15 protein-coding genes are annotated in these 17496 nt (G+C 72.3%); 9 read left to right on the top strand and 6 right to left on the bottom strand.

The window, feature by feature from the left end; genetic code table 11:
* The first annotated feature begins 167 nt into the window (after positions 1–167).
* The 4 genes from bla to ACIBG4_RS17020 all read left to right on the top strand — a co-directional run bounded on the left by bla (position 168) and on the right by ACIBG4_RS17020 (position 3563).
* Positions 168–1109: a class A beta-lactamase gene (bla, locus tag ACIBG4_RS17035; RefSeq protein WP_310712376.1), complete on the top strand. Its 942-nt coding sequence runs from the start codon at positions 168–170 to the stop codon at positions 1107–1109.
* 186 nt (positions 1110–1295) lie between these two features.
* Complete coding sequence (locus ACIBG4_RS17030) at positions 1296–2465, top strand: cytochrome P450 (RefSeq protein WP_397202563.1); 1170 nt, start codon at positions 1296–1298, stop codon at positions 2463–2465.
* A gap of 19 nt (positions 2466–2484) precedes the next feature.
* The gene (locus tag ACIBG4_RS17025; protein ID WP_397202562.1) at positions 2485–3282 is read left to right on the top strand and encodes an HAD family hydrolase; all 798 of its coding nucleotides are present in this window, start codon (positions 2485–2487) and stop codon (positions 3280–3282) included.
* A complete protein-coding gene (locus ACIBG4_RS17020) occupies positions 3279–3563 on the top strand; it encodes a DUF4031 domain-containing protein (protein ID WP_355438186.1) in 285 nt (94 codons plus the stop codon). Before ACIBG4_RS17025 ends, ACIBG4_RS17020 begins: the two co-directional genes overlap by 4 nt.
* Before the next feature lie 80 nt (positions 3564–3643).
* Here ACIBG4_RS17020 and ACIBG4_RS17015 read toward each other — a convergent pair whose 3' ends face one another.
* The 4 genes from ACIBG4_RS17015 to pgm form a co-directional block, all read right to left on the bottom strand.
* On the bottom strand, positions 3644–4270 hold the full coding sequence (locus ACIBG4_RS17015; protein WP_397202561.1) for a metal-dependent phosphohydrolase: 627 nt from the start codon (positions 4268–4270) through the stop codon (positions 3644–3646).
* Between the two features lie 47 nt (positions 4271–4317).
* Positions 4318–5025, bottom strand: coding sequence for a DUF2786 domain-containing protein (locus tag ACIBG4_RS17010; protein WP_397202560.1), 708 nt, complete (start codon positions 5023–5025; stop codon positions 4318–4320).
* A 16-nt stretch (positions 5026–5041) separates the two neighbouring features.
* Positions 5042–6280, bottom strand: a complete 1239-nt coding sequence (locus ACIBG4_RS17005) for a hypothetical protein (protein WP_310712370.1) — start codon at positions 6278–6280, stop codon at positions 5042–5044.
* A 142-nt stretch (positions 6281–6422) separates the two neighbouring features.
* Positions 6423–8060, bottom strand: a complete 1638-nt coding sequence (pgm, locus tag ACIBG4_RS17000; protein WP_397202559.1) for a phosphoglucomutase (alpha-D-glucose-1,6-bisphosphate-dependent) — start codon at positions 8058–8060, stop codon at positions 6423–6425.
* A gap of 121 nt (positions 8061–8181) precedes the next feature.
* On the opposite strand from pgm, the gene ACIBG4_RS16995 reads away from it, so the two are divergent.
* From ACIBG4_RS16995 to ACIBG4_RS16975, 5 genes are all read left to right on the top strand, one after another.
* Positions 8182–9075 (top strand): TIGR03564 family F420-dependent LLM class oxidoreductase, encoded by an 894-nt coding sequence (locus ACIBG4_RS16995; RefSeq protein WP_310712368.1) that lies wholly within the window; start codon positions 8182–8184, stop codon positions 9073–9075.
* A gap of 49 nt (positions 9076–9124) precedes the next feature.
* Positions 9125–9730 (top strand): glycoside hydrolase family 25 protein, encoded by a 606-nt coding sequence (locus ACIBG4_RS16990; RefSeq protein WP_397202558.1) that lies wholly within the window; start codon positions 9125–9127, stop codon positions 9728–9730.
* 64 nt (positions 9731–9794) lie between these two features.
* The gene (gene thrS / locus ACIBG4_RS16985; RefSeq protein WP_397202557.1) at positions 9795–11759 is read left to right on the top strand and encodes a threonine--tRNA ligase; all 1965 of its coding nucleotides are present in this window, start codon (positions 9795–9797) and stop codon (positions 11757–11759) included.
* Between the two features lie 93 nt (positions 11760–11852).
* Positions 11853–12872, top strand: a complete 1020-nt coding sequence (locus ACIBG4_RS16980; protein WP_397202556.1) for a potassium channel family protein — start codon at positions 11853–11855, stop codon at positions 12870–12872.
* A 76-nt stretch (positions 12873–12948) separates the two neighbouring features.
* Positions 12949–13479 carry an HIT domain-containing protein gene (locus ACIBG4_RS16975; protein WP_355438203.1) on the top strand — a complete coding sequence of 177 codons (531 nt, stop codon included), beginning with the start codon at positions 12949–12951 and terminating at the stop codon, positions 13477–13479.
* 22 nt (positions 13480–13501) lie between these two features.
* On the opposite strand, the gene ACIBG4_RS16970 is transcribed toward ACIBG4_RS16975, so the two are convergent.
* Positions 13502–15058, bottom strand: coding sequence for a glycoside hydrolase family 10 protein (locus ACIBG4_RS16970; protein ID WP_397202555.1), 1557 nt, complete (start codon positions 15056–15058; stop codon positions 13502–13504).
* Between the two features lie 131 nt (positions 15059–15189).
* Positions 15190–17325 (bottom strand): elongation factor G-like protein EF-G2, encoded by a 2136-nt coding sequence (locus ACIBG4_RS16965; protein ID WP_397202554.1) that lies wholly within the window; start codon positions 17323–17325, stop codon positions 15190–15192.
* Positions 17326–17496 lie beyond the last annotated feature (171 nt).

Genomic DNA, 17496 nt, shown 5'->3' with positions numbered 1-17496 from the left:
GCGGAGCCGCCCCTGGTCCACGGGGCGGCTCCCCGGCCCTTCTGACATGCGGACATACCAGTATCGGTATGATCTTCAGCCCGATATCGATATTGGACATCAGGTGATCGCCTCTGATTTGCTCCTGCGTCTGACCGACCCATGACGCACCGCCGTGAGGACCCCACATGCGACACCTGCACGCGCTCGGCACCACCACCCTGACGCTCTCCCTTCTCACCGTCCCGGCCGCCGCCGCCCCGGCGGCCGCGGCCTCCACCACGGCCGGGGCGCAGCCGGTGACCACGAAGCCGGTGACCACGGGGACCGGCGTCAGCAAGGAGCTGCGGGCCCTGGAGAAGTCCTTCCAGGGGCGCATCGGCGCCTACGCCATCGACACCGCCACCGGCAGGACCGTCGCCTACCGGTCGGGTGAGCGGTTCCCGCTGCTGTCCACCTTCAAGGCGATGGGCTGCGCGGCCGCGCTGCACAAGGCGCGCACCTCCGAGCCCGGCCTGATGGACAAGGTCGTCACGTGGACCGCCGCCGACCTCAAGCCCAACTCGCCGACCACCGAGAAGCACGTCAAGGACGGCCTGACCGTCGCCCGGTTGTGCGAGGCGGCCATCACCCTGAGCGACAACACCGCCGGCAACATGGTGCTCAAGCAGATCGGCGGCCCCGCCGGGCTGACCCGCTACTTCCGCACGCTGAAGGACCCGATCTCCCGGCTCGACCGCTGGGAGACCGAGCTCAACGACTGGAGCCCGAAGGAGCGGCGTGACACCACGACGCCCGCCTCCGTCGCCCGTGACCTGCGGGCGGTCACGGCCGGGAACGCGCTCCACGTCAGGGACCGGCAGCGGCTCATCGGCTGGCTGACCGCCAACAGGACCGGTGACGCCCGCATCCGGGCGGGCCTGCCGAAGACCTGGAAGATCGGCGACAAGACGGGCACGAACTCCCGGTACGGCGCCGGCAACGACATCGCGATCGTCTGGCCCGAGAAGTCCGCCGCCCCGATCATCCTGGCCGTCTACACCAACCGCGAGGCCGCCGACGCGGCGGTGAACGACAAGGTCGTCGCCGACACCGCCACCGTCCTCGTCCGGGCCCTCGGCAAGCTCTGACCCCACCCGGCATCGGACCGATCCTGGCGGCACCCCTCGACGGGACATCGGGGCGGCCGCTCAAGACCGTCATCGCATCGCCGGAGCCGGTGGCGCAGAATGGAGCAGGCCGCCTCGACCCGGACCAAGGGGACGGGGTGCGGCCCACCCCCTCCAGATGCGAACGCCCCGTACAGGACGGATTCGATGTCAGATTCAGAGTTCCCCCTCGTCCAGTTCATGAGGGAGGGTTTCGATCCGGTAGCGGAGCTTGCCCGCATCCGTACCGAGCATCCGGTCTTCCCCATGGAGATCCCGGGCGGCCAGACCGTGTACCTGGTCACCCGCTATCACGACGTGCGGTCCGTGCTGGGGGACCACGAGCGGTTCAGCAACGACTTCGGCAACGTGATCGGGCTCGGCTCCAACCAGGAGGACCCGGGCGGCCTCGGCTTCCGCGACCCGCCCGAGCACACGCGGCTGCGCCGCTATCTCACGCCGGAGTTCACGATGCGCCGCCTGCGCCGGCTGGAGCCGCGCATCGAGGCCATGGTCGAGGAGTACCTCGACAAGATGGAGGCCGCGGGCTCCCCGGCCGACCTGGTGGAGTCGTTCGCGCTGCCCATCCCGTCGCTGGTGGTGTGCGAGCTGCTCGGCGTGCCGTACGAGGAGCGCGCCGACTTCCTGCGGATCAGCACCAACCGCTTCGACCTCACCGCCGGCCCCGAGGCGTCCCTGCAGGCCGTCAACGACGCGATGACGTACCTCACCGACCTGGTCGCGCGCGAGCGGCTCGATCCCGGCGACGGACTGCTCGGCCGGCTGCTGCGCGAGCACGGCGACGAGCTCGACGACCGCACGCTCGCCAGCATGGCCGACGGCCTGCTCACCGGCGGCCACGACACCAGCACCAGCATGCTGTCGCTCGGCACCCTCTGGCTGCTGGAGAACCCCGAGCAGGCCGCCAAGGTGCGCGAGGTGGACGGCCACGTCAACGAGGTGGTCGAGGAGCTGCTGCGCTACATGACGGTCGTGCAGGTCGCCTTCCCGCGCTTCGCCCGCGAGGACCTGGAGCTGTCCGGCCACACGGTCAAGAAGGGGGAGATGGTCCTCTGCTCCCTGACCGCCGCCAACCGCGACCCGAACCTCGGCGACGACATGGACGAGGTCAAGCCGTACCGCGACACGGCCGGCTCCCACCTGGCCTTCGGCCACGGCATCCACCGCTGCATCGGCGCGCCGCTCGCCCAGATGGAGATGCGCATCGCCTTCCCCGCGCTGCTGCGCCGCTTCCCCGGCCTGCACGTGGCGGGCGAGGTGCCGTTCAGGGCGCTGTCCATCGTCCACGGCGTGGAGAAGCTACCCGTCGCCTGGTAATCGGGTTACGTTCACAAGTGTGAACGAGCCCGCCATCGACCTGACCGCGGTGAGCGCCGTCGTGTTCGACACGGACGGCGTGGTCACCGACACCGCACAGAGCCACGCGGCCGCCTGGAAACACGTCTTCGACGCCTTCCTGCGCGGCCGCTCGGCCCCGTTCGACATCAGGGACGACTACCTGCGCCACGTCGACGGCCGGCCGCGGCTCGACGGCATCCGCACGTTCCTCGCCTCGCGCGGCCTGGAGGTGGAGGAGGGCTCGCCCGACGACGAGCCCGGCGAGCCGACCATCCACGGGCTCGGCCGGGCCAAGGACCGGCTGTTCGTCGCCCAGGTGGACAAGTACGGCGTCGCCGCCTTCCCCTCCACGGTGGCGCTGCTGCACGAACTGCGCCACCGGGGCGCGCGCACCGCGGCCGTCTCGGCCGGCCTGCACGGCCGCAAGCTGATCACCTCGGCGGCCGTCACCCACCTGTTCGACGTGCTCGTCGACGGCCACGACGCTGCCCTGATGAACCTGCCCGGCCCGCCCGACCCGGCCCTGTTCCTGGAGGCCGCCCGCCGGCTGGCCGTGCCCCCGGCGCGCACCGCCGTGGCCGAGGCGGCGCTGCCGGGCGTGGAGGCGGCCCGCAAGGCCGGATTCGGCCTGGTCGTCGCGGTCGGCCGCCCCGACGCGCAGGGGGCCGCCGGGCACACGGACCCGGAACGCGCGGCGGCGTACGGCGTGGAGCTGCGCGAGCACGGCGCCGACGTGGTCGTGGCCGACCTCGGCGAGCTCACGGTACGCGGCAGGGTCCTACCCTTGACCACGTGACCGTGCTCATCGACCCCCCGAACTGGCCCGGCCCGCGCGGCCTCATGTGGTCGCACCTCGTCAGCGACCACTCCCTGGAGGAGCTGCACGCCTTCGCCGCGCTGCTCGGGGTGCCGGGGCGCGCCTTCGACCGCGACCACTACGACGTGCCGGAGACGGTCCACCGGCGGGCCGTCGAGCTGGGCGCCCAGGCGGTCAGCTCGCGGGAGCTGCTGCGCCGCCTCATCGCCGCCGGCCTGCGCCGCCGCAAGCGCCACACACCGGGCGCCCCGGTGAGCTGAGGCGCTCGCCGCCCGCCCGGATGAAGCCCCCCGCCCGTATGGGTGCGCCCCCGCCGGCGTGAAGTACCCCCCGGCCGGCGCTACGGCCGGGTGCCCGCCGTGAGGGAGCGCAGCTCGGCGCGCAGGTTCGCGCGCGCCCGCTCCTCCCACAGCTCGTACGCCAGGGGAGTCCGGTACAGCCGCGGAGCCGCCAGCAGCCGCCCCAGCACGGCGGCCCGGCCCGCCCTGAACGGCTCGTCGGCCACGTGCGCGTACTCCTGCCGGACGCGCGCCGCGTAGTCGTCGTACGCCTCCCGGCTCGGGGAGCCCAGCACGGCCAGGTCGGCGTCGCACAGCACCTCCCCGTTCGCGTCGCCCGGCGCCACCCGGTCGTGGGCGGCCGTCAGCCGTACCAGCCGGGCCACCTCGGCGACGCGCGCGGGCGGCACCCCGCACCGGGGCAGCCGGGCCTGGGCGAGCTGGGCGCTGCGCTCCTCGTCCCGGCCGGGCCGGCCGTCGTACACGGCGTCGTGGAACCACAGGGCCAGGCGCACGGCGCCGGGATCGTCCGCCGCGCCCGCGAGCCGGTCGGCGGCGGCCAGCACGGCGGCCAGGTGGTCGAGCGTGTGGTAGCGGCGGTGCGGCTCGCTCCAGCGGGCCACCAGCTCCGCCCGGGTCGCCAGCGACGCGGGGGAGCGGCCCGCGAGCTTCGTCCAGCCGTCGTCCATGCGCCTCACCCTAGAGCGCCCGTCCCGCTGCCGCCGCGGCGCGGCCGTCAGCGGGTCAGCTCGGCGGAGGGGGCGCCGGGCACGCGGGTGCGGCCCAGGTCGGCGCGGCGGCCGGCGGCGGCCCCGTCGTGGTAGCCGGTGCCGCTCATCCGCGGCACCGTCACCCGGATCCGCGGGTACCGCGCCGCGACCGCCCGCTCCACCTCCGCCCGCCGGTCGGCCAGCACCAGGGCCGTGCCGGCGCCCGCCGGGTTCCCGTCGAGATGGTCGGCCTCCGCCCGCTCCTCGGCCTCGCGCAGCAGCCGGTACACCTCGTCGGCGAAGCCCAGCATCCACGAGCGGCGGTAGGCGCGGGCCGCGGCGGCCTCGGCCGGTGGACGGGTACGCCCCAGGCCGGAGGCCATCTGCAGCAGCAGCGACGTGGCCAGCAGGTCGGCCCGCTCCAGATCGGCGGCGAAGCCGAAGATGTGAACCTGGTGCCCGCCGTCACCGCGCCCGATGAGCAGCGGCCGGCAGCGCACGGCCTGGGCCACCAGCCCGACGAGGCGCGCCTTCTCCCGCGCCCACGGGGCGGGCAGGGTGACGATCCGGTCGCCGGGCGCCTGGCGCGGCTCGCCGGGGTCGAGGGCGTCGATGCCGTACTTGGCCATGAGCACCGAGGCCGCCGCCATGAACGTGGCGCGCTCGTGCTCGTTGTCGGTGCGTTCGGCCTTGGCCAGGAGCTTCCTGACCCGCTCCAGCGTGCGCTCTCTCAACCGGCCTCCCGCGCCCTCAGGACTTGGCCAGCACCCGCCCGTCGGCGCCGAGGGCCGGGAAGGCTCCTGTGTCGACGATGCCGTGCTGCTGGTACAGAGCCTCGATGAGGGCGTGCGCCTCCGGCTCCAGCTTCCACAGGGCACGATACTGGCGCGCGGTGGCCAGCGAGATGCCGATCTGCTGCGCGATGTCGATGGTGCGCGGCACGATGCCCTTGGCGATCTGCCGGTCCCAGTAGTCGCGGGCGGCCCGCATGAGCGCGGCGCGCTGGGCGGTGTCGACGACCTGCGGGGTGGTGTCGAGCACGGTGACGTCCTCGTCCTCGTCCTCGACCAGCTCGGCCAGCGCGGGCGGCAGGGCCGGACGGGCGGGGACGGGGTGGTGGTCGGCGTTCGGCTCCCACGGCACGCGCGGGTCGGCGTCGATGAGCGCGGTGGTGTTGTAGAGCGCGGCGATCTGGGCGAGCAGCGCCTCCTGGCGGGCCGGGTCGACGGCCAGGCCGGTGTGCTCGACGGCCTGGTCCATGGCCTTGTCGAGCCGGGCGAGCGCGGCGCGCAGCTTGCGCTCGGACGCCCCGCCCTCGCGCAGCGCCTTGGCCTTCTTGGCGGCCAGCGCGACGCGGGTCAGCCGCCGGTGCGCGTCCACCTCGCTCGCGGTGCGGTCGCTCACCTCGGCCAGCCCCATGCGGACCAGCAGCCGCTCGGGGGTGAGCCGCCAGTTGATGCGGCCCGTGCCGCGGATGCGGTGCCGCTCGATGGCCATGCCGCGCTCCCACAGCCAGGCGGCGACCAGCGGCGCGGCGAGCCGGAAGAGCGCCTCGGGCAGGCTGCGGGCGTCCATGCTGGACAGCACGGCCGTCAGGCACGTCAGCGCCCACACGGCGATGCCGTCGATGCCGGCGGAGAAGTTCTCGCGCATGTTGCGGCGGGCGCGCACGGCCGAGGTGATGATGGCCACCTCGATGAACGCGAACAGCAGCAGCCGCAGCGGCCCGTCGAGGCCGAGCACGTCACCGGAGAAGCGCCACATGCCCTGCGCCGACACGCCGGTGGCGATGGACGCGGCCACGACCGTCAGGATGTCCTCGACGGGACGCGGCGCGACGTAGCGGGCGACCAGGAACGCGCCGGCTCGCCACGCCACGCGGACCAGCAGGAACGCCAGGCCCAGGGCGGCCAGGACCAGCAGCGCGATGACAGCGGTGGCGAACGGCTTTTCCGTGACGAAGGCGGCTATTTCCTCGAATGTGGGCATCAGTCACTGTCCGTGGGGGGCTACATACTCCGGCTGTCCAACGACGAGATCATTGCAGAATGTCGCCATCTTGTACGCCAAACAGCCGCTGCCGCCCCATTTTGCCCACGTTTATCGAAGGTTGTCATGCATCCCGTCAGCCTCAGGCCCCGGCGAGCGTCTCCGAGACCAGCGCCCGCGCCTCCTGCTGGACCTCGGCCAGATGCTCCGGCCCCTTGAACGACTCCGCGTAGATCTTGTAGACGTCCTCGGTGCCCGACGGCCGCGCCGCGAACCAGGCGCTCTCCGTGGACACCTTCACCCCGCCGAGCGCGGCGTCGTTGCCCGGAGCCCGCGTCAGCACCGACGTGATCGGCTCCCCGGCCAGGGCCGTCGCCGTCACCTGGTCGGCCGACAGCCTGCCCAGCACCGCCTTCTCCTCGCGCGTGGCCGGCGCGTCCACCCGGGCGTAGGCGGGCTCGCCGTACCGGGAGGTCAGCTCGCGGTAGCGGGCGCTCGGCGACTCGCCCGTGACGGCCGCGATCTCCGAGGCCAGCAGCGCCAGGATGATGCCGTCCTTGTCGGTCGTCCACACCGAGCCGTCGCGGCGCAGGAACGACGCCCCCGCGCTCTCCTCGCCGCCGAACCCGAGCGACCCGTCCAGCAGCCCCGGCACGAACCACTTGAACCCGACCGGCACCTCGTACAGCCGCCGCCCCAGCGACTCGGCCACCCGGTCGATGATCGAGCTGCTCACCATCGTCTTGCCCACCCCGGCGCCCTGCGGCCAGCCGTCGCGGTGGGCGTACAGGTAGGAGATCGCCACCGCTAGGTAGTGGTTGGGGTTCAGCAGCCCGCCGTCGGGCGTCACGACGCCGTGCCGGTCGGAGTCGGCGTCGTTGCCGGTCGCGATGTCGAAGCGGTCGCGGGCGTCGATCAGCGACGCCATCGCGTACGGCGACGAGCAGTCCATGCGGATCTTGCCGTCCCAGTCGAGCGTCATGAACCGCCACGTCGGGTCCACCAGCGGGTTGACCACGGTCAGGTCCAGCCGGTGCCGCTCGGCGATCTCGCCCCAGTAGGCCACGCTCGCCCCGCCCAGCGGGTCGGCGCCGATCCGCACCCCGGCCGCCCGGATCGCGTCGAGGTCCACCACCGACGGCAGGTCGTCCACGTACGCGCCGAGGAAGTCGTGGCGGCCCGCCTCCCGCCGCGCCCTGGCGTACGGCACGCGGCGCACCCCGGCCAGGCCGCCGGCCAGCAGCTCGTTGGCCCGGTCCTGGATCCACGAGGTGGCGCCGGTGTCGGCCGGTCCGCCGTTCGGCGGGTTGTACTTGAAGCCGCCGTCGGCCGGCGGGTTGTGCGACGGCGTGACCACGATGCCGTCGGCCAGGCCGGACGAGCGGCCCCGGTTGTGGGTGAGGATCGCGTGCGAGACGGCCGGGGTCGGCGTGTAGCCGTCGCGGGAGTCCACCAGCACGTCCACCCCGTTGGCCACCAGCACCTCCAGCGCCGACACCTGGGCCGGCTCGGACAGCGCGTGCGTGTCCGCGCCGAGGTACAGCGGCCCGTCGGTGCCCTGCGCCGCGCGGTACTCGCAGATCGCCTGGGTCGTGGCCACGATGTGGTCCTCGTTGAAGGCGGTGTTGAGCGCCGACCCGCGATGACCGGACGTGCCGAACGCCACCCGCTGCCCCACCTCTCCGGGGTCCGGGTGCAGCGCGTAGTAGGCGGTGACCAGCCGGGCGACGTCGACGAGGTCGGCGGGCTGAGCGGGCTGTCCGGCGCGATCGTGGGTCATGTTCCCACCTTACAAACGCCTCCCGCGCGCACCCCCGGCGATCTCCCGTGTCGCGTGGCGGACCGTCCCGGCCCCCGCGGTTAGACTCGCGATCACCAGAACAGAATGGAGCTCGGTGGCCATGCGCATCGGATTGTTGCTGAACGAGACCACGGGACCGGATCCGCTCAAGGACCTGGGCGACAGCATCGCCGCGGCGCGCGACGACGGCTTCGCCTCGGCGTGGCTCTCGCACATCTTCGGCCTCGACGCGCTCACCGCCCTGGCCGTCGCGGGCGCCCGCACCCCCGGCATCGAGCTCGGCACCGCCGTCGTGCCGACCTACCCGCGCCACCCGGCCGCGCTCGCCCAGCAGGCGATGACCGCCAACGCCGCGCTCGGCGGCCGGCTGGCGCTCGGCATCGGCCTGTCCCACCAGGTCGTCATCGAGAACATGTTCGGCTACAGCTTCGAGCGCCCGGCCCGCCACATGGCCGAGTACCTCGACATCCTGCTGCCCGCCGTCCGCGGCGAGCACGTCCGCGCCGAGGGCGAGACGCTGAAGGCCGACATCCGGCTGAGCACCCCCGGAGCCGGCCTGCCGGTCCTCATCGCCGCCCTCGCGCCGCGCATGCTCAAGCTGGCCGGCTCCCGCGCCGACGGCACCGTGCTGTGGATGACCGGCCCCAAGACCGTGACCGAGCACGTCGTGCCCGCCATCACCGCCGCCGCCGAGGAGGCCGGCCGCTCCCGGCCCCGCGTCGTCTGCATGCTGCCGGTCTGCGTCACCGACGACGCGGACGCCGCCCGGGCCCGCGCCGACGAGGTCTTCGCCACGTACGGCCAGCTCCCGTCCTACCGGGCCATGCTCGACAAGGAGGGCGTGTCCGGGCCGGGCGAGGTGGCCATCGTGGGCGACGAGGACTCCGTGCGCGGCCAGATCGAGGAGCTGCGCCGGGCCGGCGTGACGGACTTCGTGGCCTCGCCGTACTCCAGGCGCGACCGCACCCTCGCCCTGCTCCGCCAGCTCCTCTGACGGCGCGTCGGGGGCCCCGCCGGGAGGCGCCCGCCTAGACTTCCGCAAGGTGAAGCGCTTGCTGAATGGCATCGACGTGTCCAACTGGCAGGGCCGGGTCGACTGGGCCCACCACGCCGGTGAGGGCGTCGCCTTCGCCTTCGCCAAGGCCACCGAGGGCGGCGACTTCACCGACAAGTTCTTCAGCCGCAACTGGCAGGGCATGCGCGAGAACTGGGTCGTCTGCGGCGCCTACCACTTCGCCCGGCCCAAGGGCGACCCGGCCGAGCACGCCCGCCACTTCCTCGCCACCCTGCGCGAGGCCGGCGGGCTGCGTCGCGGCGACCTCATCGCGATCGACCTGGAGACCAGCGACGGCCTGCGGCCCGAGCAGGTCGCCCGGCACGCCCGCCGCTGGTGCCGCTACGTCGAGCGGCACGCGGGCATACGCCCGTTCATCTACACGTTCCCGAACTTCGCGCACGGCGGCCACTGCGCCGGGCTCGGCGACTACCCGCTGTGGATCGCCAGCCCCAGCCATCCGCGCGGAGCGCCGCAGGTGCCGTCGCCGTGGGCTGCGTGGACGATCCACCAGTACTCCAGCCGGCCCGTGGACCGCAACGTGTTCGACGGCAGCCGCCAAGCACTGACCAGGCTGGGGTATCACCCGCGATAGCATCGGTGTCCATCACCGCCGGACGCCATCCGGGCCACCCGGCGCCTAGCATCAGGGAGCCACCGTGTCAGCCGAGTTGCACATCACCCGCGCCGGAGCCGAGCGTGTGGTGGCGGCCGGCACGACGGCCGGTGACGCGCTCGAGGCCGACGGCCGCACCGTCATCGCCGCCCGGGTCAACGGCGACCAGCGCGACCTCGCCTGGGTGCTCGCCGACGGCGACGTGGTCGAGCCGATCGACATCTCCAGCGACGAGGGCCGGGCCATCGTCCGCCACTCCACCGCCCACGTCATGGCGCAGGCGGTCCAGGAGCTGTTCCCCGACGCCAAGCTGGGCATCGGCCCGCCGGTCGAGAACGGCTTCTACTACGACTTCGACGTCGAGCACGCCTTCCAGCCCGACGACCTCAAGCGCATCGAGAAGCGCATGCGGGAGATCGTCAAGGAGGGGCAGCTGTTCTCCCGCCGCCCCGTCGGCGACGACGAGGCGCGGCAGGAGCTCGCCGGCGAGCCGTACAAGCTGGAGCTCATCGGGCTCAAGGGCGGCGCCGCCGACGAGGAGTCCGTCGAGGTCGGCGCGGGCCAGCTCACCATCTACGACAACCTCGACGCCAAGAGCGGCGACCTGCGCTGGAAGGACCTGTGCCGCGGCCCGCACGTGCCGTCCACCCGGTCCATCCCCGCGTTCAAGCTCATGCGCTCCGGCGGCGCCTACTGGCGCGGCAGCGAGAAGAACCCGCAGCTCCAGCGCATCTACGGCACCGCCTGGGAGTCCCGCGACAAGCAGGACGAGTACCTCAAGCTGCTGGAGGAGGCCGAGAAGCGCGACCACCGCAAGCTCGGCGCGGAGCTCGACCTGTTCAGCTTCCCGCCGGAGCTGGGCAGCGGCCTGCCGCTCTTCCATCCCAAGGGCGGGATCATCCGCAAGGAGATGGAGGACTACATGCGCCGCCGGCAGGCCGAGGCCGGCTACGAGTTCGTCAACACCCCGCACATCACCAAGTCGTCGCTGTTCGAGACCTCCGGCCACCTGCCGTGGTACGCCGACGACATGTTCCCGGCCTTCGAGCTGGAGGGCATCGAGTACCGCGTCAAGCCGATGAACTGCCCGATGCACAACCTGATCTTCCGGGCGCGCGGGCGGTCCTACCGTGAGCTGCCGCTGCGGCTGTGCGAGTTCGGCTCGGTCTACCGCTACGAGAAGTCGGGCGTGGTCCACGGCCTGACCCGGGTGCGCGGCATGACGCAGGACGACGCGCACATCTACACCACCCGCGAGCAGATGGCCGACGAGATCAAGTCGCTGCTGCGGTTCGTGCTGAGCGTGCTGCGCGACTTCGGCCTGGACGAGTTCTACCTGGAGCTGTCCACCCGCGACGACTCCGACAAGTTCATCGGCGACCCGGCCGAGTGGGAGGAGGCCACCCAGGCGCTGTACCAGGTGGCCAGCGAGTCCGGGCTGGAGCTGGTGGACGACCCGGGTGGCGCGGCCTTCTACGGCCCGAAGATCTCCGTGCAGGCCAGGGACGCGATCGGCCGCACCTGGCAGCTGTCGACCATCCAGCTCGACCTGAACCAGCCCAAGCGCTTCGGCCTGGAGTATCAGGCGGCCGACGGCAGCCGGCAGACGCCCGTCATGATCCACCGGGCGCTGTTCGGGTCGATCGAGCGCTTCCTGGGCGTGCTGACCGAGCACTACGCGGGCGCCTTCCCGCCCTGGCTGGCCCCGGTCCAGGTGGTCGGCATCCCGATCGCCGACGCCCACGCCCCCTACCTGCAGGACCTCGCCAAGCGGCTGCGCGAGCGGGGCATCCGGATCGAGGTCGACACGGCCGACGACCGCATGCAGAAGAAGATCCGCAACGCGCAGAAGGCCAAGGTGCCGTTCATGCTGCTGGCCGGTGACGACGACATCGCCAACGGCGCGGTCTCGTTCCGTTACCGCAACGGCGAGCAGAAGAACGGCGTGCCGGTGGACGACGCGGTCGACGAGATCGTCTCCGCGGTGGAGCGCCGGATCCAGGTCTGATCCGCACCAGCGGGTGCGGCGAGCAGTGTGACGGGACGCCCGGCCGGAGTCATCCAGCCGGGCGTCCCGCTGCCGGCCACTACGATCATCCGTATGCGGGAGGACGAGACGGAACTCGGGGTGCGGCTGCCTTCGCCCGCCCTGAGCCCCTTGCGGGCGGTGCTGCGCCGGATGGCCGTCGCGCTGCTTATCCTGCTGGCGATGTACGCGCTGGTCCTGATCGACCTCGAAGGCTACCGCGACAACGCCGACGGAGCGGTGTCCCCGCTGGACGCCCTCTACTACGTCACGGTGTCGCTCTCCACGACCGGCTACGGGGACATCACGCCGGTCACCACCGAGGCGCGGGTCGTCAACATCGTGGCGGTCACGCCGCTGCGCATCGCGTTCCTCGTGGTGCTGGTCGGCACCACGCTGGAGGTGCTCACCAAGCGCACGCGCGACGCCATCAGAATCCAGCGATGGAGAGCCAGATTGCGGGACCACACAGTGATCGTCGGCTACGGCACCAAGGGCCGGGCCGCCATCCGCACCCTGCTGGAGAGCGAGCGGTCCAAGGACTCGATCGTCGTGGTCGACCCGAGCCGGGCGGCGATCGAGGAGGCCGCGGGCGACGGCTTCACCGGTGTCGTGGGCGACGGCACGCGCGGTGAGGTGCTCAGGCGCGCGAGCCTCGGCACGGCCAGGGAGGTCATCATCGCCACCCAGCGCGACGACACCACGGCGCTGGTGACCCTGACCGCCCGCAGCCTCAACGAGACCGCCACGATCGTGGCCGCCGTGCGCGAGGCGGAGAACGACCCCCTGGTGCGGCAGAGCGGCGCCGACGTGGTGATCACCTCCTCCGACGCGGCCGGCCGCATGCTGGGCGTGGCCACCCAGAGCCCGGCGGTCAGCTCGCTGATCGAGGACTTCCTCGTCTACGGCAAGGGCCTCGACCTCTACGAGCGGGACGTGCGCGCCGGCGAGACGGGCCGGCCCACGCAGGCGGCGGGCGAGATCGTGGTGGCCGTGGTGCGGGGCCGCGAGATCATGACCTACGCCGACCCGCGCGCCGCCACGCTCCAGGCCGGCGACAGGCTGGTCGTCATCCGGGTCCACCCTCCGCAATAGCGACGACGCGGCGAGCCGGGGTGTTCGGCGACCACGGGAAGGGGCGCATCCCGGAGGGAGCCCTATGCTGCTAGATATGCACGATCAGCCTGGAGCGGGGGACCCCGACAACTTCGAGCGGCTGTGGACGCCGCACCGCATGGCCTACATCAAGGGCGAGGGCAAGCCGACCGGCACGGGCCCCGGCGACGGGTGCCCCTTCGACGCCATCCCGCGGATGAGCGACGAGGACGGCCTGGTCGTGGCCCGCGGCGAGGTCGTCTACGCGGTGCTCAACCTCTACCCGTACAACTCGGGTCACCTCATGATCGTGCCCTACCGCCACGTGTCCGACTACGACGAGCTGGACCGGGCCGAGGTGCTGGAGCTGGGGGAGTTCACCCAGCGGGCGCTGCGGGCGCTGCGCAAGGCGTCGGGCGCGCAGGGATTCAACGTCGGGCTCAACCTCGGCGACGTCGCCGGCGCGGGCATCGCCGCGCACCTGCACCAGCACGTGGTGCCGCGCTGGGGCGGCGACACCAACTTCATGCCGGTGGTGGCCCGCACCAAGGTGCTCCCTCAGCTCCTGCGCGACACCCGCGACGTCCTCGCGAGCGCCTGGGGCTGACCCACGTCCTCAGCGGTGGCCCTCAGCGCACCGTGACCGTGGCCGCGTCGCTCTCGTGCTGGAGCCGGTCCAGCGCCGTCACCAGGTACGTGCCCGGCTTGGGCGCGGTGAACGACGGCGCGGTGACCACGGCCACCAGGTCGCGGGCGTCCGTGGTGTGGCAGTCGGCGCCCGAGGCGGGCAGCCGGTAGACCGCGTAGGACCGCGCCCCCTGCGCCGGCGTCCACGTCAGCGCGGCGCCCGCCGCCTTGAGGCCCGCCGGCCTGGCCGGGGCGGCGCCGCCGCGCTCCTTGATCAGCGGCAGCAGCGCGGGCCGCGCGTAGTGGTCGGCCGCCAGGCGGCTCATGGCTCGGAGAGGGTCGTCCATGACGTTCTTGGCGCTGAAGTAGACGTCGCCCTCGATCTGCTTGTACTTGCGGTTGAGCGTCAGGTGCGCCGACAGCTCGCCCGGCCGGGTCCACGCCTTGTCGTCGCGCGCCCCGACCCGGTAGACGGCCTGGCCGATGTACAGGTCGACGCCGGTGCCCTTGACCTGGCGCGCCCACCACGGCGCCAGCACCCGGTAGTCGGCCGCCTTGAAGCCGCGCGGCCAGTACAGCTGCGGGAGCACGTAGTCGACCGTGCCCGCCTTGATCCAGGCGCGGGCGTCGGCGTAGATGCTGTCGTAGGCCGACATGCCCGTCGTGTCGGAGCCGGCCGGGTCCTGGGCCTTGTTACGCCAGATGCCGAACGGGCTGATGCCGAACTTGACGTACCCCTTGGTCGCGTGGACGGCCGCGTCGACCTCGGCGACCAGCGTGTTGACGTTCTGACGCCGCCAGTCGGCCAGGCTCTGGCCCTTGCCGTACTTGGCGAAGGCCGCCTTGTCGTCGAACGTGCCGCCGGAGCCGGGGTACGGGTAGAAGTAGTCGTCGAAGTGGATCCCGTCGACGTCGTAGCGCTTGGTCACGTCCGTGACGACCTTGACGACGTGCTCGCGCACCTGCGGCAGGCCCGGGTTGTAGTAGCGGCGGCCGTCGTAGGTGACCGTCCAGCCGGGGTGGCGCCGCGCCGGGTGGGAGGCGGGCAGCTTGGCCAGGTCCGTGTCGTCGGCGACGCGGTACGGGTTGAACCAGGCGTGGAACTCCAGCCCCCGCTTGTGCGCCTCCTCGACCAGGAACGGCAGCGGGTCCCAGCCCGGGTCCTTGCCCGCGGTGCCGGTCAGGTACTGCGACCACGGCTCCATGGAGGAGCGGTAGAGCGCGTCGGAGGCCGGGCGCACCTGGACGAAGACGGCGTTGAACCGGAGCTTGACCGCCCCGTCGAGGATCTTCACGTACTCGGCGCGCTGCCGCTCGGGCGTCAGCCCCGTACGGGAGGGCCAGTCGATGTTCTTGACCGTCGCGATCCAGAGGCCGCGCAGCTGCCGCTTCGGGTAGCGGGCGTCGGCCGTGCAGGCCGCGGCGGGCACGCCGGTCGTCTTCTTCTTGGCGGATCCCGCCGCGGGCGGCTCACCGGGGCCGGGGCCGAACAGGAAGGCGGCGCCGGTGGTGAGGACGGCCAGCGCGGCGGCGGCGAGCAGAGGGCGTCCGGTTCGCATAATGTCCCCAGTCTCGCATCGCCTCCCGGATGCTCCGGCCCGAAAAGAGAAATCGATTCGTGATGCCGGAGTGAAGGAAGCGCATGTGAGGGGTCAGAGGCGTGCCCCCGGGAGGCACGCCTCTCCGGCCCTCACTCGGCGGCGACCTTGCCCGCCAGGTGCGACGGCAGCGGCTCGTAGCGCAGGAACGTGCGCGTGAACGTCCCCGTCCCGTGGGAGATGGACCGCAGGTCGATGGCGTACCGGATGATCTCCAGCTGGGGCACCTCCGCCTTGACCAGCGTGTGACCCGTGCCGACCGGCTCGGTGCCGAGCACCCGGCCGCGCCGTGACGACAGGTCGGACATCACCGATCCCACGTGCTCGTCGGCGACCAGCACCGACAGCTCGTCCACCGGCTCCAGCAGCAGCGTCGACACCTTGGCGGCGGCCTCCTTCAGCGCGAGCTGCCCCGCGATCTGGAAGGCCATGTCGGAGGAGTCCACCGAGTGCGCCTTGCCGTCGTACAGCGTCACCCGCACGTCCACCATCGGGTAGCCGGCCACGACGCCGCGCTCCATCTGGGAGCGCACGCCCTTCTCCACCGACGGGATGAACTGCCGCGGCACCACCCCGCCCACGATCTTGTCCACGAACTCGAAGCCCCCGCCGGAGGGCAGGGGCTCGACCTCGATGTGGCAGATGGCGTACTGGCCGTGGCCGCCCGTCTGCTTGACGTTGCGGCCCATGGCCTGGCACCTGCCGCCGAACGTCTCGCGCAGCGGCACCCGCAGCTCCACCCGCTCCACCTCGACGCCGTGCCGCTTGGACAGCCGGTCGAGCAGGACGTCGGTGTGGGCCTCGCCCATGCACCACAGGACGAGCTGCTTGGTCTCGGGGTTGTTCTCCAGCCGCAGCGTCGGGTCCTCGGCGACGAGCCGGGCCAGCGCCTGCGACAGCTTGTCCTCGTCGGCCTTGGACCTGGCCTGGATCGCCACGGGCAGCAGCGGGTCGGGCATCTGCCAGGCGGTCATGAGCAGCGGCCGCTCCACCTCCGACAGCGTGTCGCCGGTCTCGGCCCGCGACAGCTTGGCGACGGCGACGATGTCGCCCGCGACGGCCTTGGGGACGGGCCGCTGCTGCTTGCCGAGCGGGCAGGTGAGGGTGCCGATGCGCTCGTCCACGTCGTGGTCCTCGTGGCCGCGCTCGGCCAGGCCGTGCCCGGAGACGTGCACGGTCATGTCGGGGCGCAGGGTGCCGGAGAAGATCCGCACAAGGCTGATGCGGCCGACGTACGGGTCGCTCGTGGTCTTGACGACCTCGGCGACCAGCGGCCCGCCGGGATCGCAGGAGACGTCCTTGACCGGCTTGCCGTCGACCGTGGTGATCTCGGGCAGCGGGTGCTCCAGCGGCGAGGGGAACCCCTGGGTGATCAGCTCCAGCACCTCCATGGCGCCGACGCCGATGCCGGAGCAGAGCACGGGGTAGAAGCTGCCGCGCGCGACGGCCTTCTCCAGGTCCTCGATGAGCACCTTGGTGTCGATCGGGTCGCCCTGGAGGTAGCGGTCCATGAGCGACTCGTCCTCGCTCTCCTGGATGATCCCCTCGATGAGGACGCCCCGGTGCTCCTCGATCCGGCTCTCGTACTCGGCTCCGGGGTCCTTCTCCGTGCGGGCGCCGGTGGCGTAGTTGTAGAACTTCTGTGACAGCAGCCCGATCAGGCCGTTCACGTGCCCGTTCGTGATCACCGGCAGGTAGAGGGGGGCGACGCCGTCACCGAAGACGTCCTGGCAGGCGGCGAGCACCTCGTCGAAGTCGGCCCGCTGGTGGTCGATTTTGGTGATCACGACGGCGCGGGGCATGCCGACCCGGGCGCACTCCTGCCACAGCATCTGGGTGAGCCCGTCGACGCCCTCCGCCGCCGAGACGACGAACAGGGCGGCGTCCGCGGCGCGCAGGCCGGCGCGCAGGTCGCCCACGAAGTCGGCGTAACCAGGGGTGTCCAGCAGGTTGATCTTCACGCCGTTGTGCGTCAGCGGCGCCAGCGCCAGGTTCACCGACCGCTGCTGGCGCACCTCCACCTCGTCGAAGTCGCTGACCGTGCTGCCGTCCTCGACCCGGCCCGCCCGCTGGATGGTGCCGGTGGCGGTCAGAAGCTGCTCCGTGAGGGTCGTCTTTCCCGCTCCCGAATGGCCGACCAGGACGACGTTGCGTATCGCGTCCGCCCTGTCGGCCGATGGTGCCCTGCCCGCGGCTCCCATGGCCGCGCCGGGATTCTTGTCCGCCACATCGCCTCCGGTCTCGTGGGACGAGCCGGCCCGCTCCGTCGGCCTGACCTGGGGCCAGGCACCCGGCCGGGCCTCCTCTCCCGTGTCGTCGGTTGAGTTCCAACGCCGCGCCCGCGCGGAGGGTGAACAGGACCGCATGGACAGACGCGGTGTGTTCACCAAATACCCGTG

Origin of the sequence: Nonomuraea sp. NPDC050383, from assembly GCF_044459125.1 — a bacterium.
In the GTDB taxonomy this organism is placed as follows: domain Bacteria; phylum Actinomycetota; class Actinomycetes; order Streptosporangiales; family Streptosporangiaceae; genus Nonomuraea.
Note: the sequence above shows the minus strand (reverse complement) of the source record. Positions and strands in the feature narration are given on the sequence as shown.

What these genes read in the sequence shown, in the direction of transcription:
- bla (WP_310712376.1), top strand. Translation starts at nt 168, where the DNA reads ATGCGACACCTGCACGCGCTCGGCACCACCACCCTGACGCTCTCCCTT.
- ACIBG4_RS17030 (WP_397202563.1), top strand. Translation starts at nt 1,296, where the DNA reads ATGTCAGATTCAGAGTTCCCCCTCGTCCAGTTCATGAGGGAGGGTTTC.
- ACIBG4_RS17015 (WP_397202561.1), bottom strand. Translation starts at nt 4,270, where the DNA reads ATGGACGACGGCTGGACGAAGCTCGCGGGCCGCTCCCCCGCGTCGCTG.
- ACIBG4_RS17005 (WP_310712370.1), bottom strand. Translation starts at nt 6,280, where the DNA reads ATGCCCACATTCGAGGAAATAGCCGCCTTCGTCACGGAAAAGCCGTTC.
- pgm (WP_397202559.1), bottom strand. Translation starts at nt 8,060, where the DNA reads ATGACCCACGATCGCGCCGGACAGCCCGCTCAGCCCGCCGACCTCGTC.
- ACIBG4_RS16995 (WP_310712368.1), top strand. Translation starts at nt 8,182, where the DNA reads ATGCGCATCGGATTGTTGCTGAACGAGACCACGGGACCGGATCCGCTC.
- ACIBG4_RS16980 (WP_397202556.1), top strand. Translation starts at nt 11,853, where the DNA reads ATGCGGGAGGACGAGACGGAACTCGGGGTGCGGCTGCCTTCGCCCGCC.
- ACIBG4_RS16975 (WP_355438203.1), top strand. Translation starts at nt 12,949, where the DNA reads ATGCACGATCAGCCTGGAGCGGGGGACCCCGACAACTTCGAGCGGCTG.
- ACIBG4_RS16970 (WP_397202555.1), bottom strand. Translation starts at nt 15,058, where the DNA reads ATGCGAACCGGACGCCCTCTGCTCGCCGCCGCCGCGCTGGCCGTCCTC.